The following is a 22,947-nucleotide window of genomic DNA, read 5'->3' as shown; positions in this document are numbered from 1 at the left end:
GGGCCGGCCGGCGATCCAGCCCGCCCACGAGAAGCACCGGTACAGCGGCGAGCGCCACGTCGGCCGTCGCAGGTCAGTGCTCGAAGTCGTCGTCGCGGAACTCGCCGTCGGGGCGCACGTCGTTGCGGGCGAGGTCGTTCTCACGACCGCGGAGTTCGACGCGGCGGATCTTGCCCGAGATCGTCTTGGGCAGCTCGGCGAACTCGAGTCGGCGCACACGCTGCCAGGGCGCGAGTCGCTCGCGGGCGAAGGCGAAGATGCTCTCGGCAGTCGCCGCATCCGGCGAACTGCCTTCGACGAGAACGAGATACGCCTTCGGGACGGCGAGTCGCACGGCGTCGGGGGCGGGCACGATCGCCGCTTCGGCGACGGCAGGGTGCTCGATGAGCACCGACTCCAGCTCGAACGGGCTGATCTTGTAGTCGCTCGCCTTGAACACGTCGTCGGTGCGCCCGATGTAGCTGATGTACCCCTCGTCGTCGATCGCGGCGACGTCGCCCGTGTGGTAGAAACCGCCCGCCATCGCGTCGGTGTTGCGGGCCTCGTCGCCGAGGTAACCCGTCATGAGTGGCAGGGGGTGGGCGGCGAGGTCGAGGCAGATCTCGCCCTCACCGGCGCCGTCGAGCCGTTCGCCGCTCAGCGGATCGACGATGACGACGGGCACGCCCGGCAGCGGGCGTCCCATCGACCCGGGCTTCACCGCCGAGCCGGGCGTGTTGCCGACGGCGGCCGTCATCTCCGTCTGGCCGTAGCCGTCGCGGATCGTCAGGCCCCACGCCCGTTCGATCTGCGTGATGACCTCCGGATTGAGCGGTTCACCCGCGCCGATCAGTTCGCGCAGCGCGCCGCGCCCACCGGTCAGGTCGGCGTTGATGAGCATGCGCCACACCGTCGGCGGCGCACAGAACGTGGTCACCTCGCGGGCGCGCAGTTGCTGCAGCAGGGCGGCGGGGGAGAAGCGCGTGTAGTTGTAGACGAAGATCGTCGCCTCGGCGATCCACGGCGCGAAGAAGCACGACCATGCGTGCTTCGCCCATCCCGGGCTCGAGATGTTGAGATGGACGTCACCGGGGCGCAGACCGAGCCAGTACATCGTCGACAGGTGACCGATCGGGTAGGAGGCCTGCGTGTGCTCGACGAGCTTGGGGCGACTCGTCGTGCCGGAGGTGAAGTAGTACAGCAGCGGATCGCCCGGCGCGGTGCCCGGGTGCTCGGTGGGCGGGACGTCGCCGACGCGGCGATACGCCCCGTGCAGGTCGGACCACCCGTCCGCCGCGCCGACGCTGAGCCGCGTGTACTCGCCCGGCACGCCCGAGAACTTGTCGACGTCGCCCGCGTTGGCGACGACGTGCCGCACCCCGCCGCGCGCGATGCGGTCGCGCAGATCGGCGGGCCCGACGGCCGTCGTCGTCGGCATGATGATCGCGCCGAGCTTCATGACGGCGAGCATGAGATCCCACAGTTCGATCTGGTTGCCGAGCATGAGGACGACAGGGTCACCGCGCCTCACGCCCTGCTCTGCGAGCCACGTGGCGACGGCGTCGGAGCGGCGCGCCATCTCGTCGTACGTCACTTCGAGCGACGAACTGTCCTCCTCGACGATGACGATGGCTGTGCGGTGGTTGCCGCGCGCGACGGTGTCGAACCAGTCGATCGCCCAGTTGAAGCGGTCGCCGACATCGGGCCACGTGAACGTCGCCACAGCGTCGTCATGGCGTCCGCGCAGCTCGAGGAGTGAGTCGCGCGCGGCGCGGTAGGCCTCGGTGGGGGAGAGGTTGGAGGCGGTGGTCGTCATGGGACGACATTGCCAAATGCGAGCCCGGTTACTGCGTGGTACGTGTGAAGTGGGTCACGTTCACAGCCACCCGTTCTCCTGCGCGATGCGCACGGCATCGGCGCGGGTGCGTCCGCTCGTCTTGCCGATGGCTGACGACAGGTGGTTGCGCACCGTGCCCTCCGACAGGAACACGGCGCGGGCGATATCGGCCACGGTGCCGCCGGCTGCGGCGGCGCGCAGGACGTCGAGTTCGCGTGCCGTCAGCGGTGATTCGCCGAACACGAGACTGTCGGCGGCGAGCTGCGGGTCGACGACACGCAGGCCCGCGTGGACGCGGCGCACGGCGTCGGCGAGTTGCGTCGCCGGGGTGTCCTTGACGACGAACCCCTGCACCCCCGCCTGCATCGCGCGCCGCAGGAAGCCGGGCCGACCGAACGTCGTGACGATGAGGATCTTCACCGCGGGCAGCGCCTGACGCAGCGCGGCGCTCGCCTCGAGGCCGTCCATGCCGGGCATCTCGACGTCCATGAGGACGACGTCCGGCGCGTGCTCGCGGCACGCGTCGAGCACCTCGTCACCCCGCCCGACCTCGGCGACGACCTCGAGGTCGCTCTCCAGATCGAGCAGTGCCGCGAGCGCGCCACGCACCATCGCCTGATCGTCAGCGATGAGAAGTCGGATCGTCATGGTCGGCCTTTCGTCGTCGTTCCCCGCAGGGCGAATCCACCTGCGTAGGCGCGCCTCACTCGACGCCCCGTCGCTCGGCAGCTGCGCCGTCGTCGGTGCCCGAGGCCGGCGCATCACGCGTCAACACGTCCAGCGTGAACCCGTCGTCGCTGCGCGTCTCGACGACGGCACCGACGGCCGCGGCGCGTTCGCGCAGACCCGTGAGCCCGTTACCGTCGCCGGCGTTCGCAGCAGCGCCACGACCGTCGTCGCGCACACTCAGACGCGTCGGGGAGAGAGCGATCGTCACGTGCGAGGCGCCCGCGTGGCGGATGACGTTCGTCGTCGCCTCGCGCACGGCCCAGGCGAACAGTTCACGCAGGTCGGGGGAGACGTCGTCGACGTGGCGGGGCAGGTCGACGGCGATACCGGCGTCGGCGAATGCCCTTCTCGCCCGGGCGAGTTCGCCCGACAGCGACATCTCGCGATACCCCGAGACGGTCGTGCGCACGTCGGCCAATGCCCCGCGCGCCAGCTGCTCGAGCTCCGCGATCTGCGTCTTCGCCTTCTCGGGATCGACGTCGACGAGCTTGCCCGCGAGCTCCGCCTTCATCGTGATGACGGTGAGCGAATGACCGAGGATGTCGTGCAGATCGCGCGCCATCCGGTTGCGCTCGTCCTGCACGCGCAGCAGCGCTGCATCCTCGCGGGCCGCTTCCGCGTCGCGTGTGCGTTCGGCCGAGAACGCGCCGAGCCCGGAGGCCAGCCCCGACGCCACGGCCGCGAACAGCAGGCCCGGCTGCAGCGACGAACCGGTGAGCGCGTGGCTGAGCGACGCCGTCGCCGTGACGACGCTGAGCGCGAGCGCCGCGCCGAGCAGCGGCGTCATCCCGAGCATGAAGATGACGAGCGAATACGGCAACAGTGCGAAGGCGTCCTGGCCGATGAGGGGCGCTGCGCTCAGCATGCAGGCGGCGACGACGAGCGCCGACGTCGCGACGACGGCCTGCGTCGAGCGGGTGCGCGGGGTGCCGCTCCAGAGCCGACGCATCGTCGCCGCGATGACGGGGACATAGACGGCCGCGCCCGCAAGCAGCAGCAGGGCGCCGGCGGTGCGGCGGCCGCCGTCGGCGATGTTCTCCGTGACGGGTTGCACGAGGAAGATCAGCCAGAACACGACCCAGAACCAGGCGAGCATGCCGCGGGTGCGCGCGCGCCGGGCGCCGACGTTGCGGGTGCGGGCCTGCTCTCGAGGCCAGGCCAGGGCGGGTCGTCGCGGGCTCACGTGGCCCAACCTATCCGGGTCGCACGGGCCTGGTGGCGGATCGTGCACGCCGCCGTGCTGGCCGGCAGAGTCTCGATCCGGCACCGGGCGTCGGGGTACGCGTTGCTCACACGCGCGCCGTGTCGCGACGGAAGCTCCAGGCGGCGCCACCGATGAACAGCAGGCCCCACGCGACGAGGTTGAGCGCCCACACGAGGTGGAAGCTGCCGTGACCGCCCGACGTCGTGAGCGACAGCGGCCACTGGGCGAGCTTGCCGATGCCGTACATCGGCGTGAACTGGGCGAAGTGATCGAACGTCGAGCCGTCCTTGATCGGGAAGAAGATGCCGCCGAGCATCGACATGATGGCCATGAGCCCACCGAGCATCTGCATGACGGAATCACTCGGCAGCAGGTATCCGAGCAGCAACCCGAGCGCCGCGAACACGAGCGAACCCGCGACGATGACGGCGCCCGCCTCGAGCCACGACAGCACGTCGGCGTGCGCCTTGCCCGAACCGAGACCGGCCGCGAACGTCACGCTGACGGCGATGAGCGCCATGACGATCGCGGCGATCATCTTTATGACGATGTACGCGACCGGTTGCAGAGGCGTCAGGCGCAACTGCCGGGACCACCCCGCCGCGCGCTCGATCGAGACGCTCGCGCCGGCGCTGGTGGCCGCCATGATCGCGCCGTACAGCGCCATGTTCACCATGAGATAAGCGTTGACGTTCGCGACCACACCGTTGCCGATCACCTGATCGCCCTCGGAGATCGAACTCGCGACGAAGACGAACATCGCGATGGGGAAGATGAGCGTGAAGATCAAGCTGCGCCTGTTGCGCAGCACCCGCCTCAGCTCCAGGCCCATGACGCGGGCGTTGAGGCCGCTGCCTCGCGGCGCTCGACGCTCCGACGGGTCGAGGGGCGCGCCGTCGAGACGCGGGGTGAAGGTGCTCGTCGTGGTGGACATGGCAGACCTGCTTTCGAGAGGGGCGCTCGTCCTCTGCGTGCAAATGCACCCGGGTGCATCTGCACGCAGAGAACAGGGTGCCGACGTGGTCGGGATGGGGAGCGAGAGGTGAAGTGAGGAAGCGCGAGAGAGGGTGAGAACCCGAAGGGGTGAGGGGGAAAGGCCGTCAGCGGGACACGGTGGCGCCCGCTTCGGACGGCGAGGTCAGCTCGACGAAGGCGTCCTCGATGCCGCGCGAGGTGATGTCGAGGCTGTGCGCCGTTGTGCGCGTGAGGAGTTCGCGTGCGACGGCGTCGCTGTCACTCGTGTGGACGACGATCTGGTCGCCGTGGACGTCGACGCCCGAGACGCCCTCGATCGCCTCGACGAGGGCGATGTCCGCGTCGGGCCAGGTCGCGCTCACGCGTCGGCCACCGCCCGCTGCGCGGATGTCGCTGCTCGAGCCGTCGGCGACGATCTCGCCGTCCCGCATGACGACGACGCGGTCGGCCCACGCGTCGGCCTCCTCGAGGTAGTGGGTGGCGAACAGGATCGTTCGGCCGCGCGCGGCGTCGGCATGGATGGCCTCCCAGAAGGCCCGGCGGGCGTTGACGTCCATGCCTGTCGTCGGTTCGTCGAGCACGATGAGCGCGGGGTCGGGCACGAGCGCCATCGCGAACCGCACGCGCTGCTGTTCGCCCCCGGAGCACTTGCCGAGGCGCCGGTCGGCGAGGTCGGTGATGCCGGCGGTGGCGAGGACGTCGTCGACGGGCCGGGCGTCGGGGAACAAGGCGGCGACGTACTCGACGCTCTCGCGCACCGTCAGATCCTTGAGCAGTCCGCCGGTCTGCATGACGGCGGCGACGAGGCCACGCGCGACGGCCGCGTGCGGCGTCATGCCGAAGACGGTGACGTTGCCCGTCGTCGGTTCGCTCAGGCCGAGGATCATGTCGATCGTCGTCGTCTTGCCCGCGCCGTTGGGGCCGAGGAACGCGACGACCTCGCCGGGCGCGATCTCGAGGTCGACCCCACGGACGGCCTCGACGCGCCCGTGCTTGCCGGGGAAGGTCTTCGTCACGCCGGTGAGGGTGATGGCTGCGTTGTTCATGCCTCCAGCCTCGTCGCGGTGGGCGGAGCGGGCCTCGGGCGGACGTCACGACCGCGCCATGACAAGTGTCACGAGTCGACGCTGCGGCGGCGGCCGGCCGTCAGTATCGGCGGTTCAGGGGTCACGCTTCACCGCGAGATCGCGCGTGACAGAGTGAAGGCATGCCCAGTCCGCCGACGAAACCGACGCGTAGCCCTGTGACGAAGGCGGGCGCGGGCACCGCTGTCGGCTGGATGAGTGTCGCCGCCGTCATCACGATCCTCGTGACGCGCGGCTACCTGCTCGCGACGGGTTACCCGCAGGTTGGCGGCGAGATCTTCCACATCGCACACGCCGTGTGGGGCGGGTTGCTGCTCATGATCGCGTTGACGGTCGTGCTGTCCCTGGCCAATCGGTGGGCGACGGCGTTCGCCTCGATCGCGGGTGGCATCGGCATCGGGTTGTTCGTCGACGAGATCGGCAAGTTCATCACGAAGGACAACGACTACTTCTTCCCTCTCGCCGCGCCCCTGTGCTACGCGATTCTCGCGGCGCTCGGGGTGGCCGCGATGCGGGTGGGTTCGCAACGGCCGCCCCACGCTCGCAATCACCTCTACGCCGCGCTCGAACTCATGAAACCGGCGGCTGACGGGCCGCTCACGCGCAGCCAGGTCGAGACGATCGAGGGTCACCTCGACGCCGTCAGGCGCGACGAGCCGACGGGGCAGGAGCGCGCCATCGCCGAGGGGCTGGCGCAGGCTCTCGACGTGGCGCGAAGCCAGGCCGTCCCCGATGACGAGCGTCGCGTCGGGCGGATGATGGAGCGTCTCGACGCGGTCGAGGAGCGGCTGCTGCCGCCGAGCCGTCAGCGCAAGCTGAGCCGTCTCGCGCTGGGCGTGCTCGCTGTCGTCGGTGTCTTCGCCGGTCCGGGCGTGTTCGTCTACTCGCTGTGGCAGGCCTACGGTCCGGACGCCGTCAGCGGCCACAACAGTCTCCTCGGCGACCACCCGGGCAAGGTCGCGTGGACGGCCGCGAGCGTCGCCGCGCTCATCGGCACCGTCGCCGCGTTCTTCGCCTGGCGAGCGGTGAAACGACTCGGTGACGACAGCAGCAGCCTCGCCGACGGCGCCCGCTGGGGCATCGCGGCGCTGTTGCTCATGCTCGGCGGCGTCAATCTGCTCAACGCCTACTTCAACCAGTTCCTCGTCTTCATCAATGCCTGCCTCGAGGCAGGCGTCGTCGGGCTGCTCGCCCGCGTGAAGAGCCGCGCCGACAAAGCCGCGAAGACGTTGGGGCACGACCACTCCTGACGGCGGCCGAACTCCGTGGTCGCGCGCTTGCACGCACGAACAGAGACGGTTGGACGCACTTGCCCGACACGCCCGCGGGCTGACGGTGTCAGCCCCGTGACGGCTCGCGTTCGCCGACCGGCTGGCGCGCGAACCACGCCGCGAGGATGGCGCCCGAGACGTTGTGCCACACCGAGAACACTGCCGACGGCAGCGCGGCCAGCGGCGAGAAGTGCACCTTGGCCAGCGTCGCGGCGAGGCCGGAGTTCTGCATGCCGACCTCGAACGCGAGCGCGCGGCGCGCCTTCACGTCGAGCCCGGCGAACCGGGCCGCGATGTAGCCGAGCAGCAGCCCGAAACCGTTGTGCAGCACGACGGCGAGGAAGACGATGCCGCCGACCTTCGCGAGCTTTCCGGCGCTGCCGGCCACGACGATCGCGACGATCCACGCGATGACGAACGCGCTGATCCACGGCAGCGCGGGCGCGATGGCGCGTACGCCCTTGTCACGGATGATGAGCCTGACGACGACGCCGAGCACGATCGGCACGAGCACCGTCTTGACGATGTCGACCATCATCGACCCCGCATCGACGTGCAGGTACGACCCGGCGAGGAACGCCGTCAGCAGGGGTGTGACGACGGGAGCGACGAGCGTCGAGACCGTCGCGACGGAGACGCCGAGGGCGACGTCTCCCTTCGACAGGAACGTCATGACGTTCGACGCCGTCCCGCTCGGCGCGCAGCCGACGAGAATGAGCCCGACGGCGAGCTCGGGGGAGAGGTTGAGTGCGTGCGCGATGATCCAGCCCGCTCCCGGCATGATGACGTAGTGCGCGGCCAGCCCGATGAGCACGGCCCACGGGCGGCGCAGGACGGCGGCGAAATCGCGCGGCGTCAGCGTCAGCCCCATCGTGAACATGACGACGCCGAGCAGGTACGGCACCCACGACGCGTGTGACGTGAACGTCGACGGGCTGTTGTACCCCCACAACCCGGCGATGACGACGACGATCGGCAGCACCGTCACCGCGATCATGGCGGCGCGACGCTGCGCGGGCGTCTCGACGGCGTCGGCGCCGCTCGTCGAGTGGGTGGTCGCTGAGTCGGTGGTCACCGAGTCGGTGGTCGCGGGAGTGGGGTGCTGCTCGTTCGTCACATTCGTCAGAGTAGAGGCGGGCGCCGACAGCAGTTGGCGATGTTCACGCAGCGGGTCCAGCCGTGCCGACGGTGCGAGGTGGGAGGTGCGCGAAAAGCGTTGCCGCCGGGGCCCGCTCAGAGCATCGTGGCTGCGGCGGGGTCGCTCGCATGCGTAGAAGCGACGCCGGGCAACATCGAGAACCGAACTAAACTGGCGTCACCATGACGTCCCACACCGCCGCGCCCGTTGACACGCCCACCTCGAAACTTGTCGCCCCGCTCGGTGGGCGACGCGCCTGGGCGATCTGGACCGCGGCGGTGAGCGTCTACGTCCTCGCCGTGTTCCACCGCACGTCGCTCGGCGTCGCGGGCATCCTCGCGGCGCAGCGCTTCGGGATCTCGAGCGGACAACTCGCGACGTTCGCGATGGTGCAGTTGCTCGTCTACGCCGTCATGCAGGTGCCCGTCGGCGCGATGCTCGACCAGTTCGGTTCGAAGAAGCTGCTGGCCGCCGGAACGCTGACGATGACGCTCGGGCAGGCGTGGTTCGCGTTCGCGTCGACGTTCGCGCAGGGCATCTGCGCGCGCGTCCTCGTCGGCATGGGCGACGCGATGATCTTCGTGTGCGTCCTGCGCATCGCGGCGTTGTGGTTTCCGGTGCGACGCGCGCCGATGGTCACGCAGATCACCGGGTTCGCCGGCCAGCTCGGCTCACTCCTCGCGGCAGGCCCACTCGCCGTCAGCCTGCACAGCCTGGGGTGGCGCACGACGTACCTCGGCGCGGCGGCGTTCGGCGTCGTCCTCGGCGTCGTCATGTGGTTCGTCGTCATCGACTCGCCGACGCACGACGAGCGCCGCGACTCGATCCGCCTGCGCGCCGTCGGGCAGACACTCGCGCAGGTGTGGCGCGAGCCCGGCACGAAGCTCGGCCTGTGGGCGCACTTCACCGCGCAGTTCTCGATGAATGTGTTCATGCTGCTGTGGGGTTTCCCGTTCCTGACGAAGGGGCAGGGCCTGTCCGAGGGTGCCGCCAGCACGCTGCTCAGCATCATGGTCGTGACGATCATCGTCACGAGCCCACTCATGGGCACGTTCACCGCCCGCTTCCCGCACCGACGCTCCGTCGCCGTGTTCGCCGTCGTTCTCACCGTCATCACGCTGTGGACGATCGTGCTGCTGTGGCCCGGCCGTGCACCGTTGTGGTTGCTCGTGCTCCTGTGCATCGCAATGGCGTTCGGCGGACCAGGCTCGATGGTCGGCTTCGACGTCGCCCGCTCGTTCAACCCCGCCGCACGCATCGGCAGCGCCAACGGCATCGTCAACGTCGGCGGCTACGTCGCGTCCGTGACGTGCATCGTCCTCATCGGCCTCGTGCTCGACCACGTCGCCCCCGGCGGCCCGGCGACGTACGACGTCGAGGCGTTCCGCAAGGCGATGAGTGTGCAGTACCTCGTGTGGGCACTGGGCCTGGCGATGATGTGGCACTACCGCCGCCGCACCCACGACGTCGTCCTCGCCGACGACGACTACGCGCACCTGCGAGCGGGCGTCTCCCGCCGCCGCACCGAGCGCGCCGGGGCGGCCGAACACCGAGGTGCTACCCGCGCGTAAGCCCCTCCGCCGTCGCGAGCCTGTGCCAGGGTGGCGGAATGAACGAGTTGAGCAAGGGAGCCAACGCGCCCCTCGGCGGCACCCGCCTCGCCATCACGGTCGTCGGCACCCAGCCGGGCACGGTCGACCTCATGGTGCTGCAACTGACCGCAGACGGGGTCGTGCGCACCGACGACGACTTCGTCTTCTACAACCAGCCCCGCTCACCCGAGGGCGCGGTGCGTCTCGATGGTGGTGACATCACCGTCGACCTGTCCGCGCTCCCGCCGCAGATCGAACGTCTCGCCGTCGCCGTCGCGATGGATGACGCGGCGCCGGGCTCGCTCGCCTCGTCCCCGCAGCTCGCCGTCACGATCGACGCGCACGGTGAGCAGTACGCCGTCACCGCAACCGGATTCACGAGCGAGCGCGCGGCGGTGCTCGTCGAGATCTACCTGCGAGGCGGCGCCTGGAAGGTGCGCAACGTCTCCGCAGGATGGGACGGCGGGCTGCCCGCGCTCCTGCGCGAGCACGGCGTGAGCGTCGAGAACGACACGCCTCAGACGCCCCTCGCGGCCGCCTCGACAGCTGGACCGCTCCCCGCCACGCCTCCTGTGGCTGCGCCTCCTGTTGCTGCGCCGCCTGCCGCTGCGCCGATGCCGTCGTCGAGCGGCCCGGTCGATCTCGGCAAACGCACGGGGGCGATCAGCCTGACGAAGGGGCAGCGTGTCTCGATCGAGAAGTCGCCCGTCATCACGGCTCGCATCGAGTGGCCGGCCGCCACCGACTACGACGTCTTCGCTCTCGTGCGCTACGCCGACGGCCACGACGAGACGGTCGCGACGTTCGGGACCAAGGAGCAGCCCCATGCCACGCAGCGCTCCTCGGACGGCGCCGTCACGCATCTCGGCGACGTCGGACGAGCACGGACGGCACGCACCGGTGGGGGACTGTTCGGCCGCAAGAAGCAGAGCCCGCCTGCGCCGATGACGAGTGAGACGATCGAGATCCGTCTCAACCCGAAGGTCGTGGCGGTGCTGCCCGTCGTGTACTCGGCGCAATCGAACGGCACGGGGTCGTTTCGCCGCTACCAGGTGTCCATGTCGATCGACAACGGCGCCGGCACGAGTGTCCGCATCGACGCGAGCAACGCGAGCGATCACGACAACATCTACACCTGCGTTCCGGGGATCGTCGTCAACAGCCCCGACGGGGTGATCGTCGACTCGCTCGAGTTGTACTCCGCGCCGACCTCGGAACTGCGCCCCGTCCTCGACGACCACCTCACCGTGCACATGGACGCCGGGGGGCTCAACCTCTACAAGTGAGAGTGGAGCGCTCGCTCAGCTGGGCGACACGTCGAGTCAGCTCGCGGGGGTGGCGTCGCACTTGCTGCCAAGCTGCGTCATCGCAGCCTTGACACGGCCGTAGGCGTCGGCGTTCTTCGTCGGCGTCGCGAGTTCGATGACGTGCCCGGCGAGGTTGACGTGCGTCGGCTGGTAGGTGAGCTGCTGCGTCACCTTGCCGTCGTCACCCTTCGTCAGCTTCACGTCGACGATCATGCCGTCCTGCGTCGACGGTTTGAGGCTCGAATTGACGCTCGGACCCTGGTTGCTCAGGAAGTTGCCCATGCCGTAGACGACGTACTTGCCGTTGATCTTCTCGCACGACTGCGGCACGTGGACATGCGTGCCGAGGATCGTGTCGACGTCGTCGCTCGCGAGCAGTTTCGCTGCGAGTTCGCGTTGCTCGGTGGAGGCCGGGATGCTGTACTCCTTGCCCCAGTGCATGCTGAGGACGACGACGTCCGCGCCCGCAGCCTTCGCCTTCTTCGCGTCGGCCAGGATGCCCTCGGCCTTGACGACGGGGAACTGCCAATACTTGAGCCAGGGCCATTCGGGCGGCACGACGGTGTTCGAGGCGTCCGCGTTTCCGGTCGTGTACGAGTACGCGAGCTGCGCGACCTTGACGCCCTTGACGTCGTACATCACGGCGCTCTGGCCGGTGCTCGGCGTCGGCGTCGGGCCCTGGTTCTTCAGACCCGCGTCGTCGAGCGATTTCTTCGTCTCGCCGACGCCCTGGATGCCGCGGTCGATGACGTGGTTGCCGACGCGGTCACAGCCGTCGAACCCGGCACGCTTCAACGATCCGGCGACCTCGTGCGGGACATTGAAGCTGAGCGTCGCGGGGATGGAAAGGTTCGTGTTCGTCGTCGACAGCGGCGTCTCCATGTGGCAGATCGCGAGATCGAGCGCACTGATCGGCTTGGTGACGTTGGCGAACATCGGGTCGAAGTCGTAGCCCTTCGCGCCCTTCGCCGCCGCATTGTGCGCGGCGTCGTCGCGCACGGGCACGTGGACGAGGATGTCGCCCGAACCACCGATGTCGATGCTCTTGCCGGCCGCGAGGCCCGGCGCGTTCGACGAGCCGGGTTGCGCCGACGACGCGCCCGAGGCGCCCTGAGAACCGCTGGCCCCTGACGCCTTGGACGACCCGGCGCCTGACGACCCGCTGCTCTTCGATCCGTCGTCGTTCGATGAGCATGCCGCCGCGCTCAACGTCATGGCCACCGCGAGCACTGTCGCGGCCTTCCGCATGCCGTGGTTCCTCGCCCCCTGGTTCATGTGCCAACGATAGACGGGGTATTGACCGCCGCAGCAGCAATTGAAGGCGTTCCGGTGACGCAGCACTCTCGTGCCCCCGCAGGTCGCGCAGACCCGCCTGCGCCCCTGCGATTCATGTCCACATCGGCGATCTACGTCCACATTCGCGCAGGTTGGTTGACGCTGCCGAAACCACGTCGGATCTCATCTCGCATCGTCAACCCTGCCCAAGAGCCAGAACACGCCGCAGCCCCCGTCCGAACTCGGACGGGGGCTGCGGCGTCGCTGAGCGTGACGCTCAGGGGTGGGTCACTTCGTCGGCTTCTCGGCCTGGGAGTCGCCGGGTGCCTTGTCGATGGAGCGCTCGGTCTCGTGGGCGTCGTGGCCCGGCATCGCCCAGCGCGCCGTCGTCATGCCCTCGGCCTTGGCGCGCTCGAGCGCTTCCTCGACGGTCTTCTGCGCGGCCGCGGCGTCGACCCAGTGCGAACCCTCTTCGACGGACTTGCCCGGCTCGAGCGCCTTGTACGTCTCGAAGAAGTGCGACATCTCCTTGAGCGTGAAGTCGGAGACGTCCTTGATGTCCGTCACGTGGTCCTGACGCGGGTCGCCCGCGGGGATGCACAGGATCTTGTCGTCGCCGCCGGCCTCGTCGACCATGCGGAAGACACCGATGGCGCGGGCGCGCACGACGCAGCCGGGGAACGTCGGCTCGTCGATGAGCAGCAGCGCGTCCAGCGGGTCGCCGTCCTCACCGAGGGTGTCCTCGATGTAGCCGTAGTCGGCCGGGTAGTGCATCGCGGTGAACAGGATGCGGTCGAGGCGGATGCGGCCCGTCTCGTGGTCGACCTCGTACTTGTTGCGTGTGCCGCGCGGGATCTCGATGGTGACGTCGAACTCCATGGTTCGTGCCCTCCGGATAGCTGGTGTAATGGTCGTTCCTTAGTGTTCCGTACCGGGGCGCGGATGAAAAACTCGTCATCGACGTGCGATGGCGCGGCAGCAGGACGCGATTAAGGTGGTGCCCCGATGAAGAAGCGGACGTGGGCCGTCAGCGGTGCGCTCGTGGCGGCGCTCGCGGGGTACGGCGCGCTCGATGCGTACGACGTGGTGCCCGGCGTCCTGACGCTCGCGCCGACGAACACCCCCAAGGCCGTGACGGTCGAGGGCAAGACGTATGAGCCGTTGCAGAAGGCCGCGTCGGCGTCGTTGCCGTCGGCGAGCGTCGGGGCCGCGCCGAGCGCGAACGAGGTGAAGAAGTCGGTCGAGGCGTCGCTTAAGAACCCCTGGTTCGGTTCGCCGACGGCGGTGACGGTACGCGATGCGTCGACGGGAACCGTTCTCTACGAACACGATTCGAGCAAGGCGACGACGCCGGCGTCGGTGACGAAGCTCGCGAGTGCGTTCGCGATCGCCCATAGCGAACTCGACCTCGACAAGGGACTGACGACGCGGGCGACGCTCGAGGGCAGCACCGTCGAGCTCGTCGCCGGCGGTGACATGACCCTCGCCGAGGGGGCGGGCGATGCGACGAAGGTCGCCGGTCGCGCCGGCCTCGGCGACCTCGCGGCGCAGAGCGCGGCGGCGCTCAAGAAGCAGGGCATCACGAAGGTCACCGTCGACACGAACACCTCGTACGCGCCCGGGCCGAACAAGGCGAAGGGGTGGGAGGACGCGCTGTTCGACTACGGTTTCACGGCGCGCATCACGACGTTGGCGCTCGCCTCCGAGCGCGCCGACAACCGCACCCCGGCCGTCGCCGACCCGACGAAGGACGCCGCGCAGGCATTCGTCAAGGAACTCGGCAAGCGCGGTATCACGGCGACGTACGGCAAGAACGTGACGACGCCGGTGGCGGGGCAGCAGCTCGGGTCGGTGACGTCGGCGCCGGTGCTCGACCTGCTCGGGCTCGCCTTGCAGGATTCGGACAACTCGATGGTTGAGTCCCTCGCCCGTCAGGCTGCGGCGCTCGACGGCGTGCACGGCGATTCGGCCGCGGCGGGCACGTGGGTGACGTCGGTGCTCGAGCGTGAGGGCGTCGACGTCAGCGGCGTCAAGCTCGTCGACACGAGCGGTTTGTCGTCGGGCACGACGCTGCCGGTGCGGGTGCTCGGCGACGTGCTGACGCGCGCATCGACGGGCAAGGATGCGATGTATGCGCGCGTCATCGAACGGTTGCCGGTCTCGGCGTGGAACGGCACCCTGCACGATCGATACATGCGCGCCGAGTCGCAGGACGGCGCCGGGCTCGTTCGGGCGAAGACCGGGTCGTTGCCTGACGCGTCATCCCTCGCGGGCCTGGCAACGACGAAGAACGGCCACCCGCTCGTGTTCGCCGTGACGACGAACGGCACGTTCTCCGACGGCGCCATCGGCGCCAAGACAGCCGTTGATCACCTCGTCGCCGAGCTGACGAAGCTGCCCTGAACTCAGCATGTGTTGACGCTCGGCAGCATGCGTTGTCGAATCGCCGGCCGTCGCGTCGCCGCTCATGTTGACCGTGGATTCAGGCTGCCAGAACGGACGCACCGCTCAGGCGCTTCGGCGCAGTTCGTGCTCGACGGCCCGGCGGATCCAAGCCGAGACCGACCGATCGTCAGCTCGAGCGGCGCTCTTGACCTCTTCGAGCAGCTCGGGCGGGAAGCGGACCGGAACGGGTGTGCTCAGCCGTTCCTTCCGCCGACGAGGCGTGCCTTGGGGCTGCTGGTTGGCTGCGTCGGCATAGAAGTCGTATTTCTGCTGCGCGCTCATGGGTTCAGACGTCATGACGGTCCTTCCGGTAGGTCGCGGCCAACGCTGACGAGGCGACGTAGCACCCGATGGGGCGGCACCTCGACGGGTCGCCCGAACGAGATGGCGCCAGCGCCACCATGAGCACCTCTCCGGTCACCTCGGCCATCATCGGCACCGCCCTCGGCATCGGTCGCCATGCCGCGCAGCAGTGCTTCGCCTCATAGGCGACGACCCTGACGCTCACAGTGACTTCGGCGGGCATCGTGCTCGCCGTTGGCCGCTGTTCTTGCTGCCACGGTGCAACAGCTCTCACCGAACAACCTCGACGCAGAGGTGCTCGTGACTGCGACGGACGTCGCCTCTCCACGGGATCTCATGCCCTACCGCTGGCCCGTCGACTGACCTCGGTGCGCGAACCGTGCTGGGGCATCACGCGATGGAGTCGGTCGAGGGTGGCGGGCTCACATCGGCGACCTCGACTCCCGTCCGCTGCTCAGCTGGTTCCTGTCCGAGCAGATCGAGGAAGAAGCCACCGTCTCGCAGATCGTCGGGCGTCTGAAGTTCACCGACAGCGACGGTCCCGGCCTGTTCCGTCTCGACGCCGAACTCGGCGCCCGCCCCGTCAAGACGACGGAGGTCTGAGCGTGCCGCCCCGTCGTGGGCTCTCGGACTCGACGCCGGGCGATTCGCGACCGTCAAGGGGCTGTCGGCGCTGCGCGGTAGCGTGAGCAGCATGGGTGAACCGAGCTACATCGACTGGCGTTTCGCCGCGACGACGGGCAAGAAACTGCATCGTGGCGGCCCGCGCCTCAGTGCTGCCGAGGCGAGCGACGCCGTCGCCGAACTGCGTGACGCCGCCTGCCGCGCCCACGATCCAGTCGCGCAGACGGCGCAGCTCGTCACGCCCGACGACATCGGCGCGGTGCGCGTCGTCGACCGCAGCGCGTGGGTCGACGTCAACATCGCCTCCCTCGACGGGATGATCGCGCCCGTCGTCGACAAGATCACCGCCAAACGCGCCGCCGGGCCGGTCGCGCGCGCCATCACCGCCAAGGTGAGCGGGGGAGAGGTCGGCGGGCTCATGGCGTTCATGTCGGGCAAGGTGCTCGGTCAGTACGACATCGCACCCGGCGGCACGCCGTCGCTCCTGCTCGTGGCGCCCAACATCGTCCAGGTCGAACGCGAACTCGACGTCGACCCGCACGACTTCCGCCTCTGGGTGTGCCTGCACGAAGAAGCGCACCGCGTGCAGTTCACCGCCGTGCCCTGGCTACGCGAGCACGTCGTCTGCGCCGCCCGAGACCTGCTGGTCGACATGGCGCCGACGCCCGAGGAGATGGCGACACGCGTCGGCGAGATCGCCAAACGTGTGCCCGAGGCGTTCAAGGAGGGCTCGATGGGGCTGAGCGACATCTTCGCCACCCCCGAACAACGCGCGCGCATGGCCGACCTCGCCGCCGTCATGTCCCTGCTCGAAGGCCACGCCGACGTCGTCATGGACGACGTAGGCCCGCAGATCGTGCCGAGCGTCGAGACGATCCGCGCCCGCTTCGGCGACCGCCGCGCCGGTCTCGGCAACATCGACAAGCTGCTGCGACGCCTCATGGGCCTCGAGGCCAAGATGCGCCAGTACCGTGACGGCGCAGCGTTCGTGCGCGGCGTGCAGGAAAAGGTGGGAATCGACGGTTTCAACGCCGTCTGGGCCGCCCCCGAGAACCTGCCGACGCCCGCCGAGATCCAGCGCCCTCAGCTGTGGGTCGAACGCATCCACGGGTCGCTGTTCCGATGAGTGGCCCGCACCCCAGCGTCGCTCTGACGCGCCTCGCCGTCCGCACCGCGCTGCAGCGCACGTTCTCGAGTGATGCCGCGGGTGAGCGGCGCGTCGTCGCCGGCGTCAGCGGGGGAGCCGACTCCATGGCGCTCGCCGCGGCCCTCGCGTTCGAGGCGCCGAAGCAGGGCGTCGCGGTCGACGTCGTCATCGTCGACCACGGGCTGCAGGCGGGCTCGGCGGACGTCGCCGAACGCGCGCGCCGCGCCTGCGTCGACCAGCTCGGCTTCGCGGACGACGACGTGCGCACCGTCGCCGTCATCGTCGACGCCGACGCGCCGGAAGGGCTCGAAGCGGCCGCCCGCGCGGCCCGTCGTCGAGCGCTGTTCGACGTCGCGGACGCAGTGGGCGCGGCGCGCGCGGTGCTCGCGCACACGGCCGACGACCAGGCCGAACAGGTGCTGCTCGGCCTCATGCGCGGCAGTGGCACCCGAGCGCTCGCCGGCATGCGTGCCGACCGTGCGCGCCTGCTGCGGCCTTTTCTGCTCGGCCCCGAGATCGTGCCCGGCGGGCCGGTGCGGCGCGTCGACACCGAGCTCGCCTGCGAAGCGCTCGGGCTCGAACCATGGCACGACCCGCACAACGACGACCCGGCCTTCAGCCGGGTGCGCGCGCGCCACACCCTCGCGGCACTCGAACGTGAACTCGCGGCACCGACGCTGCGCCGCAGCCTGTTCCGCACCGCGGCCGCAGCCGGCCGCGACGCCGACCTGCTCGACCGCCTCACTGACGAGGCGCTCGCGCGCTCCGCGGGCACCGACAACGCCCAGGCCTGGCCCGCGACGTGGAGCGTCGTAGCGCTGGTCGGGCTCGACCCGGCGCTGCGCATCCGCGCGCTGCGCCGCCTCCTCGTCCTGCACGGCGCCCGCGACGCCGAACTGTCGAGCGGGCACCTGTTCGACGTCGAACGGCTGCTCGTCGCCTGGTCGGGGCAGGGGCCGATCGACGTCCCGGGTAGCGTTGAGGTTCGACGCGTCGGGGGCGAGATGACCATCAGCCCACGCCGCAAGGGAGAATGACGTGGACGGCCGCCCGCGAGCACGCGTGGTGGCGAGCGCCGGCAAGACCGGCAGAGACGACGAGGAGCCGGTGATGGACTCTTCCCAGATGGGAAACGACCTCGAGAACGTGTTGTTCACCGAGGCACAGATTCACGCGAAGCTCGAAGAGCTCGCTGCGCAGATCTGGCGTGACTACGAGGGCAAGGACGTGCTGCTCGTCGGCGTGCTCAAGGGCGCGATCCTCGTCATGGCCGACCTCATGCGAGCGCTGCCGGGCTCGGTGCCGATGGACTGGATGGCCGTCAGTTCCTACGGCTCGGGGACGAAGAGCTCCGGCGTCGTGCGCATCCTCAAGGATCTCGACGCCGACATCTCCGGCCGCCACGTCCTCATCGTCGAGGACATCATCGACTCCGGGCTGACGCTGAGCTGGATCCGCAGCAACCTCGAGTCGCGCAACCCCGCGTCGGTCGAGATCTGCACGCTGCTGCGCAAGCCGGAGGCCGCGAAGGTCGAGATCGACTGCAAGTACGTCGGATTCGACATCCCCAACTCCTTCGTCGTCGGCTACGGGCTCGACTTCGACGAGAAGTTCCGCAACCTGCGCGACATCGGCACGCTCGCGCCGCACGTGTACTCCTGATCGAGCGTCCTCGCGGCGCTGACCCCGGCGTCGCCACCGGCCGCGCCGGACGACGCACGGTTGCGCTGTGCGCGAACCCGCGGCGCAGCGGCGCGTTCAGTGGGTCACACTGTCCTATCGAGACGCATCCGCTGTCGTCGCGCGCGGGGAGCGGGAACATCGCCGCCGCGCCGCGCGTTGGCGGTTTGTTGACTGGCACTTCTTCGATGAGAGGGTCGGGGCTCGCCCCGCAAACAGATGAACGCTAAGAAAATCATGCGCACGCCGGGCCTGTACGTGGTCCTCGCGCTCGCCGTGGCGCTGCTGTTCTACATGTTCAGCAACATCGGCGGGTATTCGCGCATCGACACCTCGCAGGCCATTTCCCTCATCAACGCCGAAAAGGTCGAGAGTGCGAAGGTCACGCCCGACAGCGTCAGTCTGACGCTGAAGGACAAGCAGGACATCGGCAAGCTCAAGGACGTCAAGCGCGTCGAGGCCGACTACGTCGACGCGCGCGGCAAGCAGGTCGTCGACTCCCTGAGCGCGCACACGCCCCCGAAGGGATACACGGACGACCCGCAGCGTCAGGGCATCTTCGTCACCCTGCTGATGAACATCCTGCCGATCCTGCTGCTCGTCGGTCTGTTCTGGTTCCTCATGAGCCAGGCCCAGGGCGGCGGTTCGAAGGTCATGCAGTTCGGCAAGTCGAAGGCGAAGCTGCACAGCAAGGACATGCCGACGACGAAGTTCAGCGACGTCGCGGGCGCCGACGAGGCAGTCGAGGAACTCAAGGAGATCAAGGACTTCCTCGCCGACCCCGAGAAGTACGAGAAGATCGGCGCCAAGATCCCCAAGGGCGTGCTGCTGTACGGCCCGCCCGGCACGGGCAAGACGCTGCTCGCACGCGCCGTCGCCGGCGAGGCGAACGTGCCGTTCTACACGATCTCAGGTTCTGACTTCGTCGAGATGTTCGTCGGTGTTGGTGCGAGCCGTGTGCGTGACCTGTTCGCGCAGGCCAAGGAGAACAGCCCCGCCATCATCTTCGTCGACGAGATCGACGCCGTCGGCCGCCACCGCGGCGCCGGCCTGGGCGGAGGCCACGACGAGCGTGAGCAGACGCTCAACCAGCTCCTCGTCGAGATGGACGGCTTCGACGACCGCACGCGCGTCATCCTGATCGCGGCGACCAACCGCCCCGACATCCTCGATCCGGCACTGCTGCGTCCCGGCCGTTTCGACCGTCAGATCGCGGTGGAGGCGCCCGACATGGGCGGCCGCCACCACATCCTGCAGGTGCACGCCCAGGGCAAGCCGATGGCGAAGGACGTCGACCTCATGTCGGTCGCGCGCCGCACACCGGGCTTCTCCGGCGCCGAGCTCGAGAACGTGCTCAACGAGGCTGCGCTGCTCACCGCGCGCACCAACGGCACGATCATCACGAACGAGGCCCTCGACGAGGCGATCGACCGCGTCATGGCCGGCCCGCAGAAGAAGTCGCGCCCGATGAGCGCGAAGGAGCGCAAGGTCACCGCGTACCACGAGGGTGGCCACGCCCTCGTCGCCGCCGCGATGAACAACACCGACCCGGTCAGCAAGATCACGATCCTGCCGCGCGGGCGCGCGCTGGGCTACACGATGGTGCTGCCGACCGACGACAAGTACTCGACGACGCGCAACGAACTGCTCGACCAGCTCGCGTACGCCCTCGGCGGCCGTGTCGCCGAAGAGATGGTGTTCCACGACCCGAGCACCGGTGCGAGCAACGACATCGAGAAGGCCACCGACATCGCCCGCAAGATGGTGACGCAGTTCGGCATGAGCGAGAACGTCGGCGCCGTGCACCTCGGCAACTCCGGCGGCGAGGTCTTCCTCGGCCGCGACATGGGCGGCAACAACCGCGAGTACTCCGAGCAGGTCGCCGCGATGGTCGACGTCGAGGTCCGCAAGCTCATCGAGGCCGCACACGACGAGGCCTGGCGCGCGCTCAACAACAACCGCGACATCCTCGACGCCCTCGTGCTCGAACTGCTCGAGAAGGAGACCCTCGACGCGCCGCGCCTGGCTGAGATCTTCTCCGCCGTGCGCAAGGAGCCGGTGCGTGAGGTGTGGCTCTCGAGCGAACAGCGCCACGTCAGCACGCGCGGCCCGGTCATGACGCCCGCCGAACAGCGCGCCATCGACCTCGGCAAGAACCCGCACGCCGACGAGCGTCCCGACGGCGAGATCAGCCTCTACCCGCCGCAGCCGCCGGCCGGCCCTGGCCTGCAGGGCCCCAGCGACGTCGGGCCTGGCCTGGGTGACTGAGCGCCGTGGCTGAGACGCACGACGTGGTCGGCGCCGAGGTCGACCTTGCGCGCCTCGAAGCGGCCGTCCGCGAGATCCTGCTCGCGGTCGGGGAGAACCCCGACCGCGAGGGGCTCGTCGAGACGCCCGCCCGCGTGGCACGCGCCTACGCGGAGATCTTCGCGGGCCTGCGACAGAACCCCGAGGACGTGCTCGTCAAGACGTTCGACGTCGACCACGAAGAGCTCATCCTCGTGCGCGACATCGAGGTCTACTCGACGTGTGAGCATCACCTGGTGCCGTTCCACGGCGTCGCGCACGTCGGGTACATCCCGTCCACGTCCGGCCGGGTGACGGGGCTGAGCAAGCTCGCGCGGCTCGTCGACGTGTTCGCGAAGCGCCCGCAGGTTCAGGAGCGGCTGACGACACAGATCGCCGACGCGCTCGTCGAACACCTCGACGCGCAGGGCGTCATCGTCGTCATCGAAGCCGAGCACCTGTGCATGTCGATGCGTGGCATCCGCAAGCCGGGCGCGCGCACGATCACCTCGGCCGTCCGCGGCCAACTGCGCAACCCCGCGACCCGCGCCGAGGCGATGAGCCTCGTCATGGGCAAGTGACGCACTCGTCGGAGGAACGCATGAGTGAGATGCGCACGGATCGTTCGTCTCCAGGTGATTCGAACGGCAATGCGCTCGACGGTTCGTCGTCGCGTGCGGATGGACCGGTGCGGCGTCCGCTCGTCATGGCAGTCGTCAACGTCACGCCCGACTCGTTCAGCGACGGCGGACGCTGGTTCGACGCGGCCGCCGCGGTCGAGCACGGCCTGCAGCTGGTGGCGCAGGGCGCCGACATCCTCGACGTCGGCGGCGAGTCGACCCGTCCGGGAGCCCAGCGTCCCAGCGCTGACGAGGAGGCCCGACGCGTCATCCCCGTCGTGCGTGAACTGGCCGCCGCGGGTGCGCGCGTGAGTGTCGACACGATGCGCGCGAGTGTCGCCGAGGCCGCCGTCGCTGCCGGAGCGGACATCATCAACGACGTCAGCGGCGCGCTCGCCGACCCAGCGATGCGCGACGTCGCCGCCGCGAGTGACGCGACGTTCGTCGCGATGCACTGGCGCGGGCACTCCGTCGACATGCAGCAGCACACCGCGTACGACGACATCGTCACGGATGTGTGTCGCGAGCTGGCCGAGTCCGTGGCCGCGCTGCGGGAGGCCGGCGTCCGCGACGGCAGGCTCGTCGTCGACCCCGGCTTCGGGTTCGCGAAGACGGCCGAGCAGAACTGGGAACTGCTCGCGCGCATGGGCGAGTTCGACGTCGACGGGCTGCCGGTGCTGTGGGGCACGTCGCGCAAGAGTTTTCTCGGCGTCGCAGGGCGGACGCCGCAGCTCATCGCGGACGGCGCGTCCGTCCCGCCCGCCGCGCGCGACGCCGCGACGGCCGCGACCAGCGTCCTCGCCGCACAGCACGACGCATGGGCGGTGCGCGTGCACGATGTGCCGTCGACGCTCGCAGCGCTCGACGTCGTCGCCACGGCGCGCGGGGCCGTGGCGCCCCGGTCGGCCGGGGAGCGAGTGAGCGGAGGCATGCCCCGATGAGTGACCGCATCACCCTCACCGGCCTCGCCGCGACGGCGTGCCATGGCGTGCTCGACTTCGAGAAGCGCATCCCCCAGCCGTTCGTGCTCGACATCAGCCTCGACGCCGACCTGGGCCCCGCGGGCCGCAGCGACGATCTCGAGGCGTCGCTGTCGTACGCCGACGTCGCCGCGCGCGCCGTCGAGGTGTGCTCCGGCGAGCCGGTCGATCTCATCGAGACGCTCGCCGAGCGCGTCGCCGACGCCTGCCTCGCGTGGGAGATCGTCGAGGCGGTCGACGTCACCGTCCACAAGCCGCACGCTCCCGCAGGTGTCGCGTTCACCCCGTCGACCGGGGCGTTGGCAGGCCCGTCGGTGAGCGTTCGCCGCGAGCAGCGCCGCCGCGTCGTCGTCGCGATGGGCACGAACCTCGGACGGCGGGTCACGACGTTGCGCGCGGCGCTCGACTCGCTGCGGGCGCTCGAGGGGTTCGAGGTGACCCAGGTGTCGCCCCTCGTCGAGACCGACCCC

The 22,947-nt window shown here is 69.5% G+C and carries 20 protein-coding genes and 1 pseudogene; 12 read left to right on the top strand and 9 right to left on the bottom strand.

The genetic code is table 11. From position 1 onward, the window contains the following. Positions 1-73 precede the first annotated feature (73 nt). The 5 genes from B2284_RS00710 to B2284_RS00690 all read right to left on the bottom strand — a co-directional run bounded on the left by B2284_RS00710 (position 74) and on the right by B2284_RS00690 (position 5,770). Positions 74-1,795: an AMP-binding protein gene (locus tag B2284_RS00710; protein ID WP_115296947.1), complete on the bottom strand. Its 1,722-nt coding sequence runs from the start codon at positions 1,793-1,795 to the stop codon at positions 74-76. A gap of 60 nt (positions 1,796-1,855) precedes the next feature. After that, on the bottom strand, positions 1,856-2,464 hold the full coding sequence (locus B2284_RS00705; RefSeq protein ID WP_062256035.1) for a response regulator transcription factor: 609 nt from the start codon (positions 2,462-2,464) through the stop codon (positions 1,856-1,858). Positions 2,465-2,519: 55 nt separating this feature from the next. Next, positions 2,520-3,728: a sensor histidine kinase gene (locus tag B2284_RS00700; RefSeq protein WP_200829302.1), complete on the bottom strand. Its 1,209-nt coding sequence runs from the start codon at positions 3,726-3,728 to the stop codon at positions 2,520-2,522. Positions 3,729-3,834: 106 nt separating this feature from the next. Further along, positions 3,835-4,683 carry an ABC transporter permease gene (locus tag B2284_RS00695; protein ID WP_131941707.1) on the bottom strand — a complete coding sequence of 283 codons (849 nt, stop codon included), beginning with the start codon at positions 4,681-4,683 and terminating at the stop codon, positions 3,835-3,837. A gap of 166 nt (positions 4,684-4,849) precedes the next feature. After that, positions 4,850-5,770 carry an ABC transporter ATP-binding protein gene (locus B2284_RS00690; RefSeq protein ID WP_131941705.1) on the bottom strand — a complete coding sequence of 307 codons (921 nt, stop codon included), beginning with the start codon at positions 5,768-5,770 and terminating at the stop codon, positions 4,850-4,852. Positions 5,771-5,931: 161 nt separating this feature from the next. On the opposite strand from B2284_RS00690, the gene B2284_RS00685 reads away from it, so the two are divergent. Further along, entirely contained in the window at positions 5,932-7,059 is a 1,128-nt protein-coding gene (locus tag B2284_RS00685; RefSeq protein ID WP_131941703.1) for a hypothetical protein, read from the top strand. 88 nt (positions 7,060-7,147) lie between these two features. Here the strand turns inward: B2284_RS00685 and B2284_RS00680 are convergent, their stop codons facing one another. Continuing rightward, positions 7,148-8,077 (bottom strand): bile acid:sodium symporter family protein, encoded by a 930-nt coding sequence (locus B2284_RS00680; protein WP_235006308.1) that lies wholly within the window; start codon positions 8,075-8,077, stop codon positions 7,148-7,150. Positions 8,078-8,400: 323 nt separating this feature from the next. On the opposite strand from B2284_RS00680, the gene B2284_RS00675 reads away from it, so the two are divergent. Beyond that, a complete protein-coding gene (locus B2284_RS00675; protein WP_131941699.1) occupies positions 8,401-9,789 on the top strand; it encodes an MFS transporter in 1,389 nt (462 codons plus the stop codon). 38 nt (positions 9,790-9,827) lie between these two features. Beyond that, entirely contained in the window at positions 9,828-11,096 is a 1,269-nt protein-coding gene (locus B2284_RS00670) for a TerD family protein (protein WP_131941697.1), read from the top strand. Between the two features lie 36 nt (positions 11,097-11,132). Here the strand turns inward: B2284_RS00670 and B2284_RS00665 are convergent, their stop codons facing one another. Both B2284_RS00665 and B2284_RS00660 read right to left on the bottom strand, forming a co-directional pair. Then, positions 11,133-12,365, bottom strand: a complete 1,233-nt coding sequence (locus B2284_RS00665) for a CapA family protein (RefSeq protein WP_170957219.1) — start codon at positions 12,363-12,365, stop codon at positions 11,133-11,135. A 315-nt stretch (positions 12,366-12,680) separates the two neighbouring features. Further along, positions 12,681-13,271, bottom strand: a complete 591-nt coding sequence (locus B2284_RS00660; protein WP_006943947.1) for an inorganic diphosphatase — start codon at positions 13,269-13,271, stop codon at positions 12,681-12,683. A 126-nt stretch (positions 13,272-13,397) separates the two neighbouring features. On the opposite strand from B2284_RS00660, the gene dacB reads away from it, so the two are divergent. Next, the gene (dacB, locus tag B2284_RS00655; protein WP_136788503.1) at positions 13,398-14,795 is read left to right on the top strand and encodes a D-alanyl-D-alanine carboxypeptidase/D-alanyl-D-alanine endopeptidase; all 1,398 of its coding nucleotides are present in this window, start codon (positions 13,398-13,400) and stop codon (positions 14,793-14,795) included. Between the two features lie 105 nt (positions 14,796-14,900). Here the strand turns inward: dacB and B2284_RS00650 are convergent, their stop codons facing one another. Next, on the bottom strand, positions 14,901-15,119 hold the full coding sequence (locus B2284_RS00650; RefSeq protein ID WP_006943989.1) for a YlcI/YnfO family protein: 219 nt from the start codon (positions 15,117-15,119) through the stop codon (positions 14,901-14,903). A gap of 450 nt (positions 15,120-15,569) precedes the next feature. Here B2284_RS00650 and B2284_RS00645 point away from each other — a divergent pair. The 8 genes and pseudogenes from B2284_RS00645 to folB form a co-directional block, all read left to right on the top strand. Continuing rightward, positions 15,570-15,743: pseudogene (locus tag B2284_RS00645) on the top strand (ferritin); the annotation flags it as partial. A gap of 91 nt (positions 15,744-15,834) precedes the next feature. Next, positions 15,835-16,890: a zinc-dependent metalloprotease gene (locus tag B2284_RS00640; RefSeq protein WP_136788505.1), complete on the top strand. Its 1,056-nt coding sequence runs from the start codon at positions 15,835-15,837 to the stop codon at positions 16,888-16,890. Further along, complete coding sequence (gene tilS, locus B2284_RS00635) at positions 16,887-17,948, top strand: tRNA lysidine(34) synthetase TilS (protein ID WP_136788506.1); 1,062 nt, start codon at positions 16,887-16,889, stop codon at positions 17,946-17,948. The genes B2284_RS00640 and tilS overlap by 4 nt, the downstream gene beginning before the upstream one ends. Before the next feature lie 73 nt (positions 17,949-18,021). Next, positions 18,022-18,573 carry a hypoxanthine phosphoribosyltransferase gene (gene hpt / locus B2284_RS00630; protein WP_038571717.1) on the top strand — a complete coding sequence of 184 codons (552 nt, stop codon included), beginning with the start codon at positions 18,022-18,024 and terminating at the stop codon, positions 18,571-18,573. Between the two features lie 237 nt (positions 18,574-18,810). Next, positions 18,811-20,859: an ATP-dependent zinc metalloprotease FtsH gene (ftsH, locus tag B2284_RS00625; RefSeq protein ID WP_136788507.1), complete on the top strand. Its 2,049-nt coding sequence runs from the start codon at positions 18,811-18,813 to the stop codon at positions 20,857-20,859. Positions 20,860-20,864: 5 nt separating this feature from the next. After that, the gene (folE, locus tag B2284_RS00620) at positions 20,865-21,458 is read left to right on the top strand and encodes a GTP cyclohydrolase I FolE (RefSeq protein ID WP_006944026.1); all 594 of its coding nucleotides are present in this window, start codon (positions 20,865-20,867) and stop codon (positions 21,456-21,458) included. Between the two features lie 20 nt (positions 21,459-21,478). Continuing rightward, a complete protein-coding gene (gene folP, locus B2284_RS00615) occupies positions 21,479-22,438 on the top strand; it encodes a dihydropteroate synthase (protein ID WP_286697075.1) in 960 nt (319 codons plus the stop codon). Further along, a partial coding sequence (gene folB, locus B2284_RS00610; RefSeq protein WP_286697074.1) for a dihydroneopterin aldolase occupies positions 22,435-22,947 on the top strand: 513 nt, incomplete at its 3' end. The genes folP and folB, both read left to right, overlap by 4 nt.

The sequence above is a fragment of the Dermacoccus sp. UBA1591 genome (assembly GCF_002322065.1).
Classification (GTDB): Bacteria; Actinomycetota; Actinomycetes; order Actinomycetales; family Dermatophilaceae; genus Dermacoccus; species Dermacoccus nishinomiyaensis.
The sequence above is the reverse complement of the archived record's forward strand: the minus strand, read 5'-3'. Positions and strand labels throughout refer to the sequence as shown.